We start from the raw sequence: 16,888 nt of genomic DNA on the forward strand, positions 1-16,888 counted from the left end.
GTTAGTGTCACGACGCCCTCTCTGCTCTATGGTTGGTTTCGCAACTACCAAATAGCAGGAGGACGTCGTACTGTCAAAAGTGGGTAAGACCCAGCAAAAGGATTGGTTGCAAGCCGGCGCGTATCGGGCTATAATGTAAGATTAGAGCGGAGACTGGATTGCTATCGGTCGCAGTCAGGCGAAGGGATATGGTTGGTTCGACCAAGCTGATTGATGTGGAGCAGTTGATATCGCAGTTGGATGATAAGAGCGGCGCCGGCGCACAGCTCGTGCGCCGCGCCTATGAGCGCGCCGTGCAGGCCCACGCCGGCCAGGCCCGCGCCTCCGGCGAATCCTATATCCAGCACCCGCTGGCTGTCGCCAGCATCCTCGCCGACCTGCGCCTGGACCCCGCCACCATCGCCGCGGCCCTCCTGCACGACGTGGTGGAGGATACCACCATCACCCTGGACGATATCCGCCAGGAGTTCGGGGAAGAGGTCGCCCGACTGGTGGATGGGGTGACCAAGCTGGAGAACATCAACCAGCTGCGCAATATGGGCCGGCCGGATTTGGAGGAGGAGCAGGCCGAGAATCTGCGCAAGATATTCCTGGCCATGGTGGATGACGTCCGCGTGGTGCTCATCAAGCTGGCGGACCGACTGCACAACATGCGCACCCTCGGCGCTCTGCCGGAACATAAGCGCCGGCGCATTGCCAAAGAGACGCTGGAGATCTACGCCCCGCTGGCCAACCGGCTGGGCATCTGGCAGATCAAGTGGGAGCTGGAGGACCTGGCCTTCCGCTATCTGGAGCCGGCCACCTACAAGCGCATTGCCAGCCTGATCGACGAGCGGCGCGAGGACCGCATGCGCACCCTGGAGCAGATCACCGAGATACTGCGCCAGCGGCTGAAGGAGGCCGGCATCGAGGCGGAGGTGTCCAGCCGGCCGAAGCACATCTACAGCATCTACCGCAAAATGCAGAGAAAGGGCGTGGACTTCGACCAGATTTACGACGTGCGGGCGGTCCGCATCATCGTCAATACCATCGCCGAATGCTACGCCGCGCTGGGCATCGTCCATTCGCTCTGGAAGCCCATCCCGCGCGAGTTCGACGACTTCATCGCCACGCCCAAGGACAACATGTATCGCTCCCTGCACACCGCGGTGGTGGGGCCGGACGGCAAGCCCCTGGAGGTGCAGATTCGCACCTGGGAGATGCACCGCACAGCGGAGTACGGCATTGCCGCCCACTGGCGTTACAAGGAACAGCTTACCAAGCGCGATGTGGATTTCGAGAACAAGATCGCCTGGCTGCGCCAGATTATGGAATGGCGCAAGGAAGTTACCGATGCCCGTGAGTTCGTGGACTCATTGAAGACCGACGTCTTCCAGGACCGGGTCTATGTGTTCACGCCGCAGGGCGATGTGATTGACCTGCCGGCCGGCGCGACGCCGGTGGACTTCGCCTATCACGTGCACACCGAGATCGGTCACCGCTGTCGCGGGGCGCGCGTCAACGGCCGCATCGTCAGCCTGGATTATCAGCTCCAGAACGGCGACCAGGTCGAGATCATCACTGCCAAGCGGGGCGGCCCCAGCCGGGACTGGCTCAACCCCCAGTTGAACTACGTCAAGACCTCCCGGGCGCGCAGTAAGATCCGGCAGTGGTTCCGCCGGCAGGATCGCGAGCAGAACATCCAGCTCGGCCGAGAGATCCTCGATCGGGAGCTGAAGCGGCTCAACGCCGAGGATACCAATATTGACGAGCTGGCGATGGCCTTCGGCTACGAGAAGGCAGATGACTTCCTGGCCGCCATCGGCTACGGCGATATCAACAGCCAGCAGATCGCCACCAAGGTGCTGGCCGGCGAGCGACTGCGGGTCCAGCAGGAGGAAAAGCTGGCCGCGCTCAGCGAGGCGAAACCCGCGCCGGCCGCCGGCGACGTCAGCGTCATGGGCACCAGCGGCTTGCTCACCAAACTGGCCGGCTGTTGCAATCCTTTGCCCGGCGACCCCATCGTCGGCTACGTCACCCGCGGCAAGGGCGTGACCATCCACCGACAGGACTGCCCGAACGTTCTGCGCCTGCAGGACAAGGAACGGTTGATCGCCGTGGATTGGGGCAGTGCGGAGGACCAGGCCTATCCGGTGATGATTGTGGTGAAGGCGTTCAACCGGGGCGGGTTACTGCGGGATATTGCCGCGCTGGTGGCCGATGAGGGCATTGATATGAGTTCTGCCCATGCCATCACGGGCGAGAAGGGGAACATCGCCACCATCACCGCCACCCTGGAGATCACGAGTGTGGCACAGCTCAGCCGGGTGCTGGCGATGATCGAGCGCATCCCCAATGTGATCGAGGCCCGCCGGCTGGTGGGCTGACCCCGCAAAGGAAAGCGGCGGGAGGAACATCCTCCCGCCGCTGATGTCTTTCAGCTCCCCAAGAAGGCCGGCGTGGGGGTGGCCGGCACCTTGTCCGGCGACCAATTGCGCTGGATACTGGCCTTCTCCATGGCCTGCTGGAGCCAGTCATTGAAGGCTTTCTGCTTCATCTGGTTCAGTACCGCAGGGTCATACGGCCGATCCATCTCGTGTGCATCCACCCGGATGATGTGATAGCCGAACTGGGTCTTGACCGGCTCGCTGATCTGGCCTACTTCCAGCGCAAAGGCGGCATCCTCGAACTCTTTCACCATCTGCCCGCGCGGGAACCACCCCAGGTCGCCGCCGATGGATTTCGTGGCAGTGTCCTGGGAGAATTCCTGGGCGAGGTTGCCGAAGTCCTCGCCGGCTTTCAGCCGCTCCAGCACCTTCTTCGCTGTCTCCTCATCCGTCACCAGGATATGGCGGGCGCGCACCTGCTCCCCGGAAGTGGGGACGCTGCTTTCGATGAGCGCCTGCAGTTTCTCGCGGTAGAGCAGGCCGCGAATCACCTCGCGATATTCCGCCTCGCTCATACCTGTGGTGCGCTTCAGGTTCTCCAGGTACAGGGAGTAGAGCCGGCTGAATTCCTCTCGCGTCATGATGGTGGGCGTAGGGGCCGGCGTCGCCGTCGTGCCAGGGGCCGGCGATGGCTCCGGGGTGGGGGTAGGCGGGTTGGGATTATACCCGAACAGCTCCTCAATCCGCTTCTGGACCTCTTCATCCGTTACGACAATGCCCTCATCGCGTGCGCCCTGGCGGATGACGCGGTCCTGGATCAGGTCTTCCAGCACCGAGTTGGGCAGATCCGCGAGCTGGGCCTGGGCCTGGGTGATGAGCTGGTCGTAAAACTGGATGATGCTCGCCACGTTGGAATCATTGGGGTCCAGGCGGGCTTTTTCTGTCTCCAGGTTGCGCAGGTACTGGTTCAGGTTCTCGAGCTGATACAGGTACATCTTCTGATATTCGGTGGTGGAGATGCGCTCACCGTTCACCACCGCCACGGGTGACGAGGGTTTATAGACGTACTCGTAGATGACGCCGGCGATGATGATGGCCGCTACCACTATCGCACCGATGATCACCCCCAGGAGCACATTTCGGCGCGCCTGCTGATCGCGATAGCGCAGTCGCTCTTGCTTCTTTGTCAGCGTCATGTCCTGCTTTTTGGGTTTCTTCGCCATATAGACCTCGATGGATATGTCGGCATTCAGCAAGGCCTCCCGCGGCGCGCCGTGGGAGGCCTTGGGGTTCCGGAATTATGAACGCATGTGTTCGTCGGTGAAGGGCAGGAGCGCCAGGTGGCGTGCGCGCTTGATGGCGACGGCCAGGCGGCGCTGATGCTTGGCGCAGGTGCCGGTTTTGCGCCGGCTGAGGATCTTGGCCCGGTCGGAGATGAAGCGGTAGAGCAGGTCCACGTTTTTGTAATCAATGTAGTCCATGTGCTCGGCGCAGAAGAGGCACACCTTGCGCCGGTGGGTGAAGCGCCGGCGGGGACGTTCCTGGCGCGGGCGCGGTTCTGGCGCTTCTTCCTGCTCCTCCTCCTCATCCACGATGTCCAGATCTTCGACTTCCTGAGCCTTCGGCTTATCCACGGCGGGTTTGGCGCCGGGGCGTGCGGTTTTTTCACGTTCTTCTGCCAAGGTTATCCCTCCTTACGTGCAAAGGGTGATTGTTGGGTTATGGATGTTCGTCCAGCACTACCATTTCCCTGGCGACGAGTTCGGTGCGCCAGTGAGGCTGGTCCAACTGATTTTTCCAGGCGTAGGTGTGGAGGTAGCCCTCCACATACACTCGCCGGCCTCGGGACAGCCACTGCCGGCATATCTCGGCCAGACTGCCCCATGTCACCACATGAAACCATTCCGTGGTCTCACAGCGCTTGCCATCCGATGTGACCCAGCTCTGGGAAGCCGCCAGGCTGAAGCTGGCCCGCAGTTTTCCCGATGCGGTAGGGCGCACCTCCGGTTCTGTCTCCACCAGCCCGATGACCATCACCTTGTTGATGTGCTGGGGGAACGTCCCGGACGCGTCATCCACTGCCGGCGCCGGCTCGATAGCGGCAAAGGGTATCATCTCGGAAAGCACCAGCTCCGTGCGCACGCGCCGCAAATGGTCCTGGCCAACCCATGTGCGGGTTTGCAGATGGCCCTCGATGTAGACGCGGTTGCCCTTTCTCAACCACTGCTTACAGCGCTCCGCCTTGGTCCCCCAGGCGATGACGTTGAACCATTCCTCGGCCTGCTGTGGGGTGCCGTCGGCGGTGAGCCACTGCCGGCGCGCCACCAGGCTGAACGCGGCCACGGCTTTGCCCTCCGGCGTGTAGCGAAGCTCTGGGTCCCGTCCCAGGTCGCCCACCACGATGACCTTGTTCAATCCTCGCGCCACGGCTGTCTCCTCAGGAAAGCGGGAAAATGCCCAGCGGTCTGAAGAGGGGCCTCATCTCATTCCTCGTCTAGGCGGACGATGAGATGACGGATGACGTTTTCCGAGATGAGCAGGTCGCGGTCGAGCTGTTTCACCGCTTCGGCGGGCATCTGCATCTGGACGACGACGTAGTGGCCTTCGCGGAACTTCTTGATGGGGTAGGCCAACTTGCGCTTGCCCCAGACCGAGAGCTTGGTCACTTCGCCGCCGTAGCCGGCGATGCGCTTGGTGACCGTGTCGATCTGAGCCTGCACCTTCTCGTCGTCCTGCTGTGGGGCGACAATGAACACCAGCTCATAGGGTCGCATTCCGTCTCGCTTCCTCCTTTCTTTGGGTTTGCCTCCGGTCAAATCGCTCGCGGCGACGGCCAGAGGCAGAAAGAACGAGGGAGTCCCGTTCCGCTCCCTCGTCGAGACGATCGCTTTATACCACAAAGCGCACAGAATGGCAAAAATATGAGAGCCTTGGAAAAGTTATACCGCACGGTACTCCAGGTGCGGGTCAAACCTGTCGCGCGCCAGGGGACAGGATCAGACCGCGAAGCGGATGTGGATGACATCACCGTCCTGCACGATGTAGTCCCGGCCTTCCATACGCACCCAGCCGGCGGCGCGGGCTTCCTGCCAGGAGCCGGCCTCCACCAGCTTGTCCCAGGGGATGACGTCCGCCCGGATAAAGCCGCGCTGCATGTCGGTGTGGATCTTGCCGGCGGCATCCCAGACCGTCAGGCCGGCGCGCAGGGGCCAGGCGCGCACCTCTTCGGTGCCGGTAGCGGTGAAGAAGGTGATGAGGTTCAGCAGGCGGTAGCCGGCCAGGGCGAGTTGGTGCAGTCCCGAGCGCTCCAGCCCCAGCGCCTGGCGGAATTCCTCCGCTTCCGCCGGCTCCATTTGGGCCAGCTCCGCCTCCAGCTCCGCACAGATGACCACTACCGGGATGTTCTCCTGCGCGGCGCGCTGACGCACCCGCTCGGCCAGCGGGCCGCCGTCCGGCAGGGCGTCTTCCCCCACGTTGGCGACCCAGAGCTGGGGTTTGGCGCTCAGCAGGAACAGTTCCTGGAGCCAGAGGCTCTCTTGTTCGCCGCAGGGGAAGCGGTCGGCGCGCTGGCCGGCGTTCAAGTGCTCTCGCAGGGCCTGCAGGAAAGCGAGCTGGGGCGCGTAGGCCTTGGGGTCGGCCTTGGCCGCTGAGCGCACCCGTTCGATGCGGCGGTCCACGCTCTGGATATCCGCCAGGATGAGTTCGGAATTGACCGTTTCCATATCCAGCAGGGGGTCAATCTCGCCGAACTGGTGTGGGATATCGGGGTCCTCGAAACAGCGCAGGACGAGGGCAATGGCATCCACGTTGCGGATGTGGCCCAGGAATTGGTTGCCCAAGCCCTCGCCGCGCGAGGCACCTTTGACCAGGCCGGCGATGTCCACGAACTCGATAGCGGCCGGCACAACGCGCTTGGGACGGACCACGCCGGCCACGCGGTGCAGTCGTTCGTCCGGCACCTCGGCAACGCCCACGTTGGGGTCAATGGTGGTGAAGGGGTAGCTGGCGACGGCGGCCTGGGCGCGCGTCAGGGCATTGAAGAGCGTGGATTTGCCCACATTGGGAAGGCCCACAATACCGATCTGGAGTGACACGTTTTCTGATATCCTTTCCGCAGGGCTTCCGGGATGATGTGAACGTTAGCGCGATGGCCGGCTGATCGGACGCGGCGGAGCAGGGGGATGGCTGGCCGGCGGCGCCGGCTCGCGCGCCGGCGAAGGTGTCCCAGCGGGATGCAGGAAGGTCGTCTCTTCCAGGACATCGGCCAGCCGGCGGTCCTTGGGGATGGCCAGGTAGAAGATGCTCCCGACGCCGACCTCGCTTTCCACCCACACCTGTCCGCCGTGCTGTTCTGCCACTTCTTTTACCAGGGCCAGGCCGAGGCCGGTGCCGTGGATGTGCAGGGTCTCGCGCCGGCGCACTCGGTAGAATTTCTCGAAGATGCGCCGGCGGTCGGCCTGCGAAATGCCGATGCCCGAGTCCGCCACCTTGATCACCACCGCAGAAGCCATTTCCTGCACGGAGACCTTCACCCAGCCGGGCGCCATGGTGTACTTGATGGCGTTATCAATGAGGTTGCGGACAGCGCGCTTGAGCCGGTCCGGGTCGCCGATGACCATAGGCGCGTCGGCCGGCAGTTCCACCAAGAAGCTCAACCCCTTGCCCTCGGCGTACGTGCGCATGTTCTCGGCGACCTCGCTCACCAGGGTGACGAGCTGGACAGGGGTCATGGTCATGCCGATCTTATTGGAGACCTCCGCCAGCTCGGTCAGTTCATTGATGAGTTGGGTGAGGTCGTCAATGCCCTTCAGGATTTTCTCAATGTATTCGAGCTGGCGCTCGCTCACAGCCTCATCGCGCAGCATGGAGGCGTAGCCGCGCACGAAGGTGAGCGGGCTTTTCATATCGTGGGCGATGGTGTGGACGAAATCGGTTTGCAGTTCGTCCAGGCGCTTCCAGTCGGTGATGTCGCGCATGACCAGCACCCATCCCTGCGGGGTCGTTTTCCCGCTCAGGCGGATGGGGGAGGCGCTGACGTACAGCCGGCGGCCGTCCCGCTCCAGCTCGATGGTGGTGGGACCGCGCCCGCGCGCGATGTCAGAGAGCATGCGGAAGAGGGAATCGTCGCTGATCAGCTCCGGCAGAGGGGTACCGACGCGCTCTTGGAAGTTGAATTCGAGCAGTTCTTCGGCGGCCGGGTTTGCCAACTGCAGACGCCCCTCGGCGTCGAGCACCAGAATGGTGTCGGGAGTGCTGTTCAGGATGGCGGCCAGGCGACTGCGTTCGCTTTCCACCGCGTGATAAATGCGGTTGTTCTCGATCATGATGCCGCCCAGGCTGGCCAGGGCCGACAGGAAATGCACGTCCGAGGTGGAGAAGGGGCGCGGCGCCGGCCACAGCGCCCACAGCGCACCCAGGTTGCGGCCCTCGCGGAGCATGGGGAGCATGACGAATGCGGCGACGCTGGCGCGCTCCATCAGGGCGAGGGGCACATCGCCGCGTTCCTCGCGCACATCGCTGACGATGATTTGTCGTGCTCTGCGCCAGGATTGGCCGGCCATCTGCTCCAGGTACAGCTCCAAATCGGCCGGCAGGTTGCCCTCTCCTTCCATAAACCGCTTCCAGATGACGCCGCCGGTGCCGATCAGGTACATGCCGGCGGTGTGTGCTTCCATGCCTCGGGTGACGGCGCGAAGCAGGATGCCCACGGTGTGCTCCAGGTTAGCCCGGGCGGAGACGTTCTGGCTGACTTCGACCAACCGCGCCAGCTCCTCGACGCCGGCGCCCAGCCCAATGGTCATGCGCTTGATGGCCCGCACCAGTTCGCCGATCTCATCCCCACGCTGGTCGGCGTCGGGCAGGGGCGTGTTCAGTTCGCCGGCGGCGATGCGTGCGGCGGCCCGGGCGATCTGTCCCAGCGGATGCAGTTGGCTCTGCACTTCCCAGACCATGCCGGCGGCCAGGATGGCGAAAAGCCCGGTGAGCAGGAACAGCAGGGGGCGTGCCAGCTGGCCGGCGGACTGCATGATCGTGCCCTGATCGGTCTCCATCACAAGGTGCCAGCCGAGGCGATCAATGCGCCGCCAGTACGTGAGCTGGGGCTGGCCGGCCGCGCCGTTTTCGGCATATGCTTGGCCGGCTCGCACCGGGAAGCGGCGCAGAGGTTCAGAATTGGCCACCCAGGTGGAAGTGCCAGGAGGGGCGCCGAGGGCGAAGAGGACACTGCCGCGGTCGTCAATGAGATACATGCGGTCGGCGGTGTCGCTTCCCTGGCGCAAGGAGAGCGCCGCCTCCACGGCCGGCTGTCGGAGTGGGAGCATCCGTCCGATGAGCATCCCACGCACCTGGCGATCGCGCCGGTCGAGCAGGGGGGCGGCCAGAGCAACCGCCGGCTGGCCGTCCGCCCAGCGGTAAGTGCGGCTTAACACGGTATGTCCCTGCGCGATAGCGTCCGCGATAGCGGCGGCCTCTGCCTCATTCAATGGCGGTGTGCCGGCGCTTTCGCCCAGGGAACGCACCGCGACGATGTTGGCGGTCTGGTCCAGCAGGATGATGGCCTGGAAAGGCGCATTGGCCAGTTCGACCGCCCCCAGCGCGCCGGCCCACTGGTCAATGGGGATGTCGGCAAAGCGGCCGGCGGCGGTAGCGGAGTCCAGGCCTTCCAGGCCGGCCTGCACGGTGCCCTCCAGCGCGCGGATGATGTCGCCGGCGGAGTTCTCCATGCGGCTCAGGGTTTGTTCGAAGGCGATGCGGGTGCTGGCGGCGTACAGGGCGATGATGGAGATGAGCGCGATGATGGTGATCAGCGGCATCAGCCGGGCGCGCAGACTGCCGGCCAGTGTCCGCTGGGGTGTGCTTTCCCCCGCCGAGCGGATGTTCTGGCGCAGTGTGGGGGAAAGGGCGAGCAGAAGCTGTGCCAGGCCGCCGAGCAGGAGCGCGCCGGCAAGCGCCGGGATGATCTGGCCGGCCGGCGGGACCGCCGGCGCCAGCAGGCCGGCCCACAGAGCAGGATTTACCAGGTAGGCGTACAGCGGCAGTGGCCAGAGGAGCAGGCTAATCAGCGGTGCAGTGAGGAGCGGCTGGCGGAGCAGGGTGAACAGCGGCCCGCGGCGGGACTGCCGCAGGCACCAGGCCAGCACGAAGCCGGCCAGGGCGCCGAGCAGTGGGTGCAGGCTGGGCGCGCCGGCAGAGAGGGCATAGACGAGGCCGCTGATGCCGCCGGCCAGCGCGGCCGGCGCACGTCCCAGCCAAAGCGCGGCCATCAATAACGGCATGGATGCCAGCAAGGGGGCGGGGGCAGACGCGGCCGGCGCGGAAGCGTCGGAGAAGCGCAGGAGCAAGGGGGCAGGGATGGCGGTGGCCAGCGTCAAAAGGAAGAGCGGAAGACGCCGGCGGATAATGGACATTTCCTCCCGGTACAGCCAGAAAATGAAAATGACGAACAGCGGGGCGAGGGCGAGGAATATTAGGGCGAGGGGATTGTCCAGTATCATTGCCGGCGAGCCGGTCAGGCCGCCAATCCATTCCAGCCGCATGAGCTTGTTTTCCCTGTCCTGGCAGGTCGCATGTCGAAACCCTGTTGCCCGAGACCCTCGGCCAACCTACATATGGTGATGCACATGATATCACAACACTACATACATTTTACAACACCCACCGGCGTTTGTCAACTGAAAGATTAAAATTGAAATTTTAAAAGAACGGGGCGGGGTGGGTGCCGGCCGGCGTGCGAGACGAGCGCCGCACAATTTTCGGCGGTCTGCCCCTCCCGCGCCGGTAGGGGTTTGCGCACAGCCATACGCTCTGTTAAGCCTGGCAGAAGGAGCCTGGCCCCCTTCGAGGGCTGGATGGAGTTCCCGCTGGTCCTCGCGCGTTCGGCGCTTTGACAAAAACTATTCACTGTGTTATACATTTTATATCAACGGCGGGAGGGATGTTATGTCGGTTCGGTACGCCATCCTTGGCCTGCTGGCCCAACAGCCGGAACATGGGTATGCACTGCATGCTCGTCTGCAGGCGCTGGTAGGCGGCGCGGAGAACTGGGATCTCAAGCCGGCCCAGGTCTACAACACTCTGGCGCGCCTGGCCGGGGCCGGCCTGGTGTGTGAGGAAGCCGTAGAGAAAGGCGGCGGGCCGGAGAAGCACGTGTTCGCCATCACTCCTGCCGGCCGGGCCGAACTCCTCGCCTGGCTCCAAAGCGAGGAGGTCCAGCCCACCCTCCACGACGATATTTTCCTGAAGTGCATGCTGGCCCTCTCCATTGACGAGGGCCTGGCCAGACGCATCCTCCAGTCCCAGCGGGCCGCGCTCTATCGCGAACTCCACCGGGTCACCGCTCAGCGGGCAGAAGCCGACCCCACTCGAGAACTGGGGGTGATCCTCCTGCACGATAAGGCGATCATGCATCTGGAAGCCGACCTGCGCTGGCTCGATATGCTGGAAGCCCGGCTGGATGAGGTGCGCCGACAGCCATTGCCAGAACCGCCTATGCGCCGGCGCGGCCGGCCGCCCAAATCCTTCCCTTCTATCCCAGATAGTATACCCAAGGAGCGTGCGCCATGAAGATCGTCCAAACCGAAAATCTCACCCGTATTTACGGCAGTGGGGAAACCGCTGTCACCGCGCTCGACCACGTCAACCTCAGCGTCAATGAAGGGGAATTCCTGGCCGTGATGGGACCCAGCGGATGCGGCAAATCCACGCTGTTGCACCTGATCGGCGGGCTGGATCGCCCGACGGAGGGAAGGGTAGTGCTGGCCGGCCAGGACCTCACACAATTGGATGATGACTCTTTGACGCTCCTGCGCCGGCGCAAGATCGGCTTCGTCTTCCAGTTCTTCAACCTCATCCCCGTGCTGACGGCACTGGAAAACGTGGCACTGCCGCTGTTGCTGGACGGTGTGCCGGCCAAGGAGGCACGCCAGCGCGCGGTGGAATGGCTGGAGCGCATGGGCCTGGGCGAGCGCCTGCTCCACCGTCCCGATCAGTTGTCGGCCGGCCAACAGCAGAGAGTGGCTATCGCGCGCGCCATGGTGACGGAGCCGGCGCTTATCCTGGCAGACGAGCCGACCGGCAACCTGGACACGCGCGCCGGCGATGACATCGCGAACTTACTGCGCCAGACGGTCAATCAGTGGGGGCGCACGGTGCTGATGGTCACCCATGACCCGCGCATAGCCGCCTACGCGGACCGCATCGTCTTCCTGAAGGACGGCCGGATTGTCGACGAAACCCTCCTGACGGGGAACGGCGACCAGCAGGAGGCACAGGCCCTCCATGAGCGCATGGAAACCCTGCGCTGAAAGGAGTCGAATATGACCCTGTATCTCATGCTGGCATGGCGGTATCTTTCGGGCAGGAGAATGCGCACCATTCTCACCACGCTGGCCATTGCCATCGGGGTGATGATCCTCTCGGGGCTGAGCAGTCTCCTGCCGACCATGATGCAGGCGTTCCGGCAGAATATGCTTTCTGCCGCCGGCGAAGTGGATATCACCATTGGACATGTGAGCGGCAGTCCATTCAGCCCGTCCGTGCTGGATGTAGTGCGGTCCACCGAGGGTGTGGCGCGGGCAGGGGGGCTTCTGCGCCAGGCTGTCCTTCTGCCAACAACCGAGACCGCCGGCCCACGAGTGAACTCCGTCACCGTCGTGGGGTTGGAGCTGGAGCCAGCCCATCAGACTCGCTCCTATCCGTTGGCAGAGGGGCGCTGGCTGGAGCCGGGCGATGCAGATGTCGTGGTGATCCCGGCCTCTTTGGCAGAACAGCTTGGATTGAGAGTCGGTGATGAGTTCATCCTGCCGGCGGCCGAAGGTCAGCTTCATCTGCGGATTGTGGGCACGGTGCACACGGTCGCCCTGCCGGGCGCGGAAGAGGTATACATGCCGCTGGAGACCGCCCAGCGCGTGCTGAATCTCAAAGGGTACATCAACGGCATTGAGGTGCTGGTGGAGGCCGGCCAGGAGCGGGAGGCCGTGAAAGAGCGGCTGTTGGAACGGCTGGGGGCCGGCTACAGCACGGTCCTGCCGGAGTTCGGCCAGGAATTTATGACCAGCATGGAAATCGGCGAGAAATTCTTCCAGGTCATCGGCATCCTGGCGCTGATTATGGGCGGGTTCATTATCTTCAACACCTTCCGCACAGTAGTGGCTGAGCGGCGCCATGACATCGGCTTACTGCGCGCCATCGGGGCGACGCGGCGCTCTGTCCTGCGCCTGATACTGACCGAGAGCCTGGTGCAGGGGGTGCTGGGGACTGCGGCCGGCCTGGCCGCCGGCTATCTCCTCGCGGAGGTGACCCTGGCCCTCCTGCGGCCGGTGGCGCGCGATTTCCTGCGCATGGAGTTGGGTGAGCCGATCTTCAGTCTGACGAACCTGCTCATAGCTATATGTATGGGCGTTGGGGTGACCCTCATTGGTGGGCTGTGGCCGGCGCTGTCCGCCGCGCGCGTGACGCCGCTGGATGCCCTGCGGCCCATGCTCATCCGCCCGGAGAAGAGGGTTGCCCGCGCCCGCACCATTATCGGTGCCGGCCTGCTGGCGGTGGCTGTCGTCGGCCTGGTGTCCCGCAATCTCGCCTTATCTGCACTGGGCCTGATCGCCTTCCTGGCCGGCATGGTGCTGGTCACGCCGGCGCTGGTCAACCCCTTCGCCATGCTTCTCAGCACGGCGCTGGCATTCCTGCTCCAACGGGAGGGCCATCTCGCCAGGAGCAACCTGGCTCGACAGCCCGGGCGGGCGGCTATCACGGCCTCTACGGTGATGATCAGCATCGCCATTGTGGTGGCGACGGCCAGCCTGACCACCAGCGTGTACCTGGGTCTCGACCAATATATCCGGGCCTCGCTTGGCTCTGACTTCCTGGTGATGCCGTCCGCCATGGTGTTGAGCGCCGGCAACCTCGGCGCGGCCCCGGAGCTGGCCCAGTCTATCAAGGAAACGCCGGGCGTTGCAGAAGTGAGCACCCTCCGCCTGGGCAAAACGGTCGTGGATGGAGCGGTTCTGCAGTTAGTAGCGATTGACCCAGAGACATATCCGAAGCTCTCCGGCCTCATCTTCAGCGCCGGCGACCCGACGACCGCGTTCGAGGCGCTTGGCCAGGGCCGCGCCATCATCGTGAACGGGGTATATGCCCTGCAGGCCGGCGTGAAGGTCGGGCAGACCCTTACCCTGCAGACGCCGGAAGGCCCGCAGGACTACCAGGTGGTGGGTATCGGCGTGGACTTCCTGAACGCCAAGCTGGCCACTGGCTACATCTCCCACCAGAACCTGGAGCGGGACTTCCATATCACCAGCGATGTGCTCATCATGGCGAACGTCCAGCCGGGCGCGGACCGCGCAGCGGTGCGCGAGGCATTGAAACAGCGGCTGGAGGATTTCCCCAACTTCGCCCTGTTTGACTCGGAGGATTACCGCGCCAGCACGATGCAGGCTTCCCAAGCCAGTTTCGCCATGCTGTTCATCATTGCGCTGGCGCTGGTGGCTCCGAGCCTGCTGGGGATGATGAACACCCTAGCCATCAACATCATCGAGCGGACGCGGGAGATCGGCCTACTGCGGGCGATCGGGAGCACCCGCCGGCAGATCCGCCGCATCATTCGCTCGGAGAGCCTGCTCCTCTCCGCGCTAGGCACAGCCTTTGGCCTGATCGCCGGCGTCTGGCTGGGTTATGTGCTGAACGACGCCCTGAACGCCGGCGGCTTCCCGATGCCATTCAGCTTCCCGCTGGCCGGCATCCTGCTGGCGATCGCCGCCGGCATCCTGCTGGGGGTTGCGGCCGCCTCTCTGCCGGCGCGCCAGGCCGCCCGTATGGATATCGTATCCGCCCTGCGGTACGAATAATTATTGTGGGGCGAGGCATGCCTCGCCCCCACGACTTTCCCCAGGTGGCAAAAAGCGCACAGGTCAGACCATCCGTCATGCGCATGGCGCATAAATTGACATACTGCAAGATTCTGGTATATTATGGGTGTATACATGATTCGCCGGCCGTGAGGGCCGCATCGTGCGAGGGCAGGAAGCATATGCGAGAGAGAAAACGCGAACAGAAACCACTGCCGTTACTGCCGCCCCGGCGCGTCACCGTGGTGGACTCGATCATTGAACAGCTCGTCTCATTGATCCAGCGGGGTGAACTGAAACCGGGTGACAAACTGCCCTCGGAGCGCCGGCTGATGGAGATGCTGGGCGTCAGCCGTTCCTCGGTACGCGAGGCCCTGCAGTCCCTGGCGGCCATGGGACTGGTCGAGGGGCGCGCCGGCGAGGGCACTTTCATCAAACAGCCCAAGCCCCAGTTCGACTTCGGGATGGATATCGCCTCCCTGTCCACTGCGCTCCAGAAGGAAATGCGCCTGCACCTGCTCCAGGCCCGCTTCCTCCTGGAAAAGGAGATCGTCCTGCTGGCCGCGCAGAACATCACCGACGAACACCGCCGGGCACTGAACGAGGCTCTCGCCGCATACCTGGCGGTGGACCAGTTGGCGGAGTATGCCGCGGCGATGGAGGGCCGGCCTACTGGCTCCTCGCATGACCGCATCCATCTGACCATCGCTGAATCTACCGGCAACCCTATCCTGGTGCAACTGCTCAAAACGCTCCTGGACATGGTGCCCAAGACCCTGCGCCTGCGCGGCTTCCTGGAAGGCTCACCGGAGCAGAACCAGCGCTGGATTGAGGCGGAGCGGCAGATTCACAGCGGGATGTGTGAAGCGGTCATCCAGGGACAGGCCGACGCGGCGGTGGAGTGGCTTCAGCGGCATTATGACCTGGAGAAGGAGATTATCGAAACGTACTACCGCCAGCAATAGGCACGGCGCGCCTATATATCTGCCAGGCCTGCCCAGCAGGCCTGGTTTTTTATTATTAATTCCTGCCGCCGGCCCCGTCCGAACCTTGACGCTCAATTTCGGAATGTGCTACAATACCCTTGCGATCGCTAATGCACGATCTGCGGTAGCCCTTGTCAACCTCTGCCGGCCCAGTCCCAGCCGGCAGTACATTACGCACGCCAGGAGGGGATGTCATGCGGATCAGCGGGCAGAAAGCAACCATTGTGATCGCCCTTGCCGCGTTCCTGGCCGGCCTCCTGCTGGGCTGGCTGGTCATCGGCTGGTGGCTGTGGCCGGTCGAGTATTATGACACCGACCCGATTGATCTGCGCGCCGAGCACAAGCTGGCCTATGTCACGATGGTGGCCGACTCCTATTTCGTGACCCATGACCTGGACCAAGCGCGCCAGCGGCTGGCCGGCTGGCCCCCCGACGAACTGGCCGCCATCCTCACCAATCTCCAATCCGAATACATGCGTCAGGGTCGCGGCTCGGATGCCCAGCGTATCGCCGCGCTAGCGCGCGACCTGGGCATTACCCCTTCTGCTCAGCCGACCCCGCCGGGTGCGGAAACCGCGCCGGCGCCGCGCAAGGGCATCCTCGCGAATCTGGTTGCCATCTGCGGCGTGCTCATCGGCATCGCGATCCTGCTCGCCGCGGCCGCATTGGGGTGGAGCTACCTCCAGAAGCGCCGTGGGGTGCAGGTGGCCCAGCCGGCCGCTGGCCCCGCGCCGGCCCCGACAGCCGTGCCTGGCGCGCCGGCCGCTCCCGCGCCGGCCGCCCCGCCGATTTCGACCCTGGGCACCTTCACCTCGACCTATAACCTGGGAGATGACAGCTTCGACGAGAGCTTCGCCATTGAGACGCCCTCCGGGGAATTCCTTGGCGAATGCGGCATGGGCATCTCCGAAACCCTGGGCGAGGGCACGCCCAGCTTGGTGACCGCCTTCGAGGTCTGGCTCTTCGACAAGAGCGATATCCGCACCGTGACCAAGGTCCTGATGAGCCAGTACGCCTTCGAGGATGCCGAACTGCGCACGCGGCTGGCGCCCAAGGGGGAGGCCATTCTGGCCGAGCCGGGCAAGGTCTTCACGCTGGAGACCAGCACCCTGCGGGTGCGGGCGGAGATCAAGGAGATGGTCTACGGCGCCGGCGAAGGGCCCGAGCAGAGCCATTTCGCTCGCCTCAGCGTCCAGCTCACCGCCATGCCGAAGCGTCCGGAAGAATAACCCCTGGCCAAGGGATGCGAAAAAGGCCCGCGAAACCACCTCGCGGGCCTTTTTGGTTCCCCGCCGGATCAGGACCGGCCAGATTGTCGTGCAGAACTACATGAGGCCAGGCCGCAGGCCGGTATACCATTCATACGCCAGGGTATGGGCGCACCAGCGGTGCCGGCGATAATAGCCGCACGTGCACGCCCATCCCCCATCATCCCGTCTCGTCAAGATATAGTCCCCGTGGTCTCCCCGCACGCTTACCGATTCCCCGCTCACCGTGAAGCGCTCCGGCTCCAGCGCGTACAGCCGTGCCTTTTGGATCTTCCCGATGCGGTCGGAGAACATAACACCTCCTCGGAAGGGGATGGTAAAGGGCATTCCTGATACCAGTGTAGCCGTCCGGGGGAGGTCCGACATGATGATCGCGCGACGGTTTCCCTACGCCGGCGGAAAGTCCCCGCCTGTCACGGCGCTTTAGC

13 protein-coding genes are annotated in these 16,888 nt (G+C 64.0%); 6 read left to right on the forward strand and 7 right to left on the reverse strand.

Annotated elements, in window-relative coordinates; all coding sequences use genetic code 11:
• Window positions 1–188 precede the first annotated feature (188 nt).
• Window positions 189–2,366, forward strand: coding sequence for a GTP diphosphokinase (gene relA, locus H5T60_02825; protein ID MBC7241362.1), 2,178 nt, complete (start codon window positions 189–191; stop codon window positions 2,364–2,366).
• Between the two features lie 50 nt (window positions 2,367–2,416).
• Here the strand turns inward: relA and H5T60_02830 are convergent, their stop codons facing one another.
• The 6 genes from H5T60_02830 to H5T60_02855 all read right to left on the reverse strand — a co-directional run bounded on the left by H5T60_02830 (window position 2,417) and on the right by H5T60_02855 (window position 9,901).
• Window positions 2,417–3,589: a peptidylprolyl isomerase gene (locus H5T60_02830; protein ID MBC7241363.1), complete on the reverse strand. Its 1,173-nt coding sequence runs from the start codon at window positions 3,587–3,589 to the stop codon at window positions 2,417–2,419.
• Window positions 3,590–3,664: 75 nt separating this feature from the next.
• Entirely contained in the window at window positions 3,665–4,000 is a 336-nt protein-coding gene (locus H5T60_02835) for a 30S ribosomal protein S18 (GenBank protein ID MBC7241364.1), read from the reverse strand.
• Between the two features lie 85 nt (window positions 4,001–4,085).
• Window positions 4,086–4,793, reverse strand: a complete 708-nt coding sequence (gene ssb / locus H5T60_02840) for a single-stranded DNA-binding protein (protein MBC7241365.1) — start codon at window positions 4,791–4,793, stop codon at window positions 4,086–4,088.
• A 56-nt stretch (window positions 4,794–4,849) separates the two neighbouring features.
• Complete coding sequence (gene rpsF, locus H5T60_02845; GenBank protein MBC7241366.1) at window positions 4,850–5,140, reverse strand: 30S ribosomal protein S6; 291 nt, start codon at window positions 5,138–5,140, stop codon at window positions 4,850–4,852.
• Window positions 5,141–5,362: 222 nt separating this feature from the next.
• Window positions 5,363–6,460, reverse strand: coding sequence for a redox-regulated ATPase YchF (gene ychF / locus H5T60_02850; GenBank protein MBC7241367.1), 1,098 nt, complete (start codon window positions 6,458–6,460; stop codon window positions 5,363–5,365).
• 45 nt (window positions 6,461–6,505) lie between these two features.
• Window positions 6,506–9,901, reverse strand: a complete 3,396-nt coding sequence (locus tag H5T60_02855) for a PAS domain S-box protein (GenBank protein MBC7241368.1) — start codon at window positions 9,899–9,901, stop codon at window positions 6,506–6,508.
• Window positions 9,902–10,304: 403 nt separating this feature from the next.
• Between H5T60_02855 and H5T60_02860 the strand changes: the two genes are divergently transcribed.
• The 5 genes from H5T60_02860 (at window position 10,305) to H5T60_02880 (ending at window position 16,421) form a co-directional block, all read left to right on the forward strand.
• On the forward strand, window positions 10,305–10,928 hold the full coding sequence (locus H5T60_02860) for a helix-turn-helix transcriptional regulator (GenBank protein MBC7241369.1): 624 nt from the start codon (window positions 10,305–10,307) through the stop codon (window positions 10,926–10,928).
• Complete coding sequence (locus H5T60_02865; GenBank protein ID MBC7241370.1) at window positions 10,925–11,668, forward strand: ABC transporter ATP-binding protein; 744 nt, start codon at window positions 10,925–10,927, stop codon at window positions 11,666–11,668. Before H5T60_02860 ends, H5T60_02865 begins: the two co-directional genes overlap by 4 nt.
• Before the next feature lie 12 nt (window positions 11,669–11,680).
• Window positions 11,681–14,206: an ABC transporter permease gene (locus H5T60_02870; GenBank protein MBC7241371.1), complete on the forward strand. Its 2,526-nt coding sequence runs from the start codon at window positions 11,681–11,683 to the stop codon at window positions 14,204–14,206.
• A gap of 182 nt (window positions 14,207–14,388) precedes the next feature.
• The gene (locus H5T60_02875; GenBank protein MBC7241372.1) at window positions 14,389–15,171 is read left to right on the forward strand and encodes a FadR family transcriptional regulator; all 783 of its coding nucleotides are present in this window, start codon (window positions 14,389–14,391) and stop codon (window positions 15,169–15,171) included.
• A 215-nt stretch (window positions 15,172–15,386) separates the two neighbouring features.
• Complete coding sequence (locus tag H5T60_02880; protein ID MBC7241373.1) at window positions 15,387–16,421, forward strand: hypothetical protein; 1,035 nt, start codon at window positions 15,387–15,389, stop codon at window positions 16,419–16,421.
• Window positions 16,422–16,517: 96 nt separating this feature from the next.
• Here the strand turns inward: H5T60_02880 and H5T60_02885 are convergent, their stop codons facing one another.
• A complete protein-coding gene (locus H5T60_02885; protein MBC7241374.1) occupies window positions 16,518–16,754 on the reverse strand; it encodes a hypothetical protein in 237 nt (78 codons plus the stop codon).
• Window positions 16,755–16,888 lie beyond the last annotated feature (134 nt).

Source organism: Anaerolineae bacterium (assembly GCA_014360855.1).
Classification (GTDB): domain Bacteria; phylum Chloroflexota; class Anaerolineae; order JACIWP01; family JACIWP01; genus JACIWP01.

Coding starts and splice junctions, on each gene's coding strand:
- relA (MBC7241362.1), top strand. CDS start 189: ATGGTTGGTTCGACCAAGCTGATTGATGTGGAGCAGTTGATATCGCAG.
- H5T60_02830 (MBC7241363.1), bottom strand. CDS start 3,589: ATGGCGAAGAAACCCAAAAAGCAGGACATGACGCTGACAAAGAAGCAA.
- rpsF (MBC7241366.1), bottom strand. CDS start 5,140: ATGCGACCCTATGAGCTGGTGTTCATTGTCGCCCCACAGCAGGACGAC.
- H5T60_02855 (MBC7241368.1), bottom strand. CDS start 9,901: ATGCGGCTGGAATGGATTGGCGGCCTGACCGGCTCGCCGGCAATGATA.
- H5T60_02860 (MBC7241369.1), top strand. CDS start 10,305: ATGTCGGTTCGGTACGCCATCCTTGGCCTGCTGGCCCAACAGCCGGAA.
- H5T60_02865 (MBC7241370.1), top strand. CDS start 10,925: ATGAAGATCGTCCAAACCGAAAATCTCACCCGTATTTACGGCAGTGGG.
- H5T60_02870 (MBC7241371.1), top strand. CDS start 11,681: ATGACCCTGTATCTCATGCTGGCATGGCGGTATCTTTCGGGCAGGAGA.
- H5T60_02875 (MBC7241372.1), top strand. CDS start 14,389: ATGCGAGAGAGAAAACGCGAACAGAAACCACTGCCGTTACTGCCGCCC.
- H5T60_02880 (MBC7241373.1), top strand. CDS start 15,387: ATGCGGATCAGCGGGCAGAAAGCAACCATTGTGATCGCCCTTGCCGCG.
- H5T60_02885 (MBC7241374.1), bottom strand. CDS start 16,754: ATGTTCTCCGACCGCATCGGGAAGATCCAAAAGGCACGGCTGTACGCG.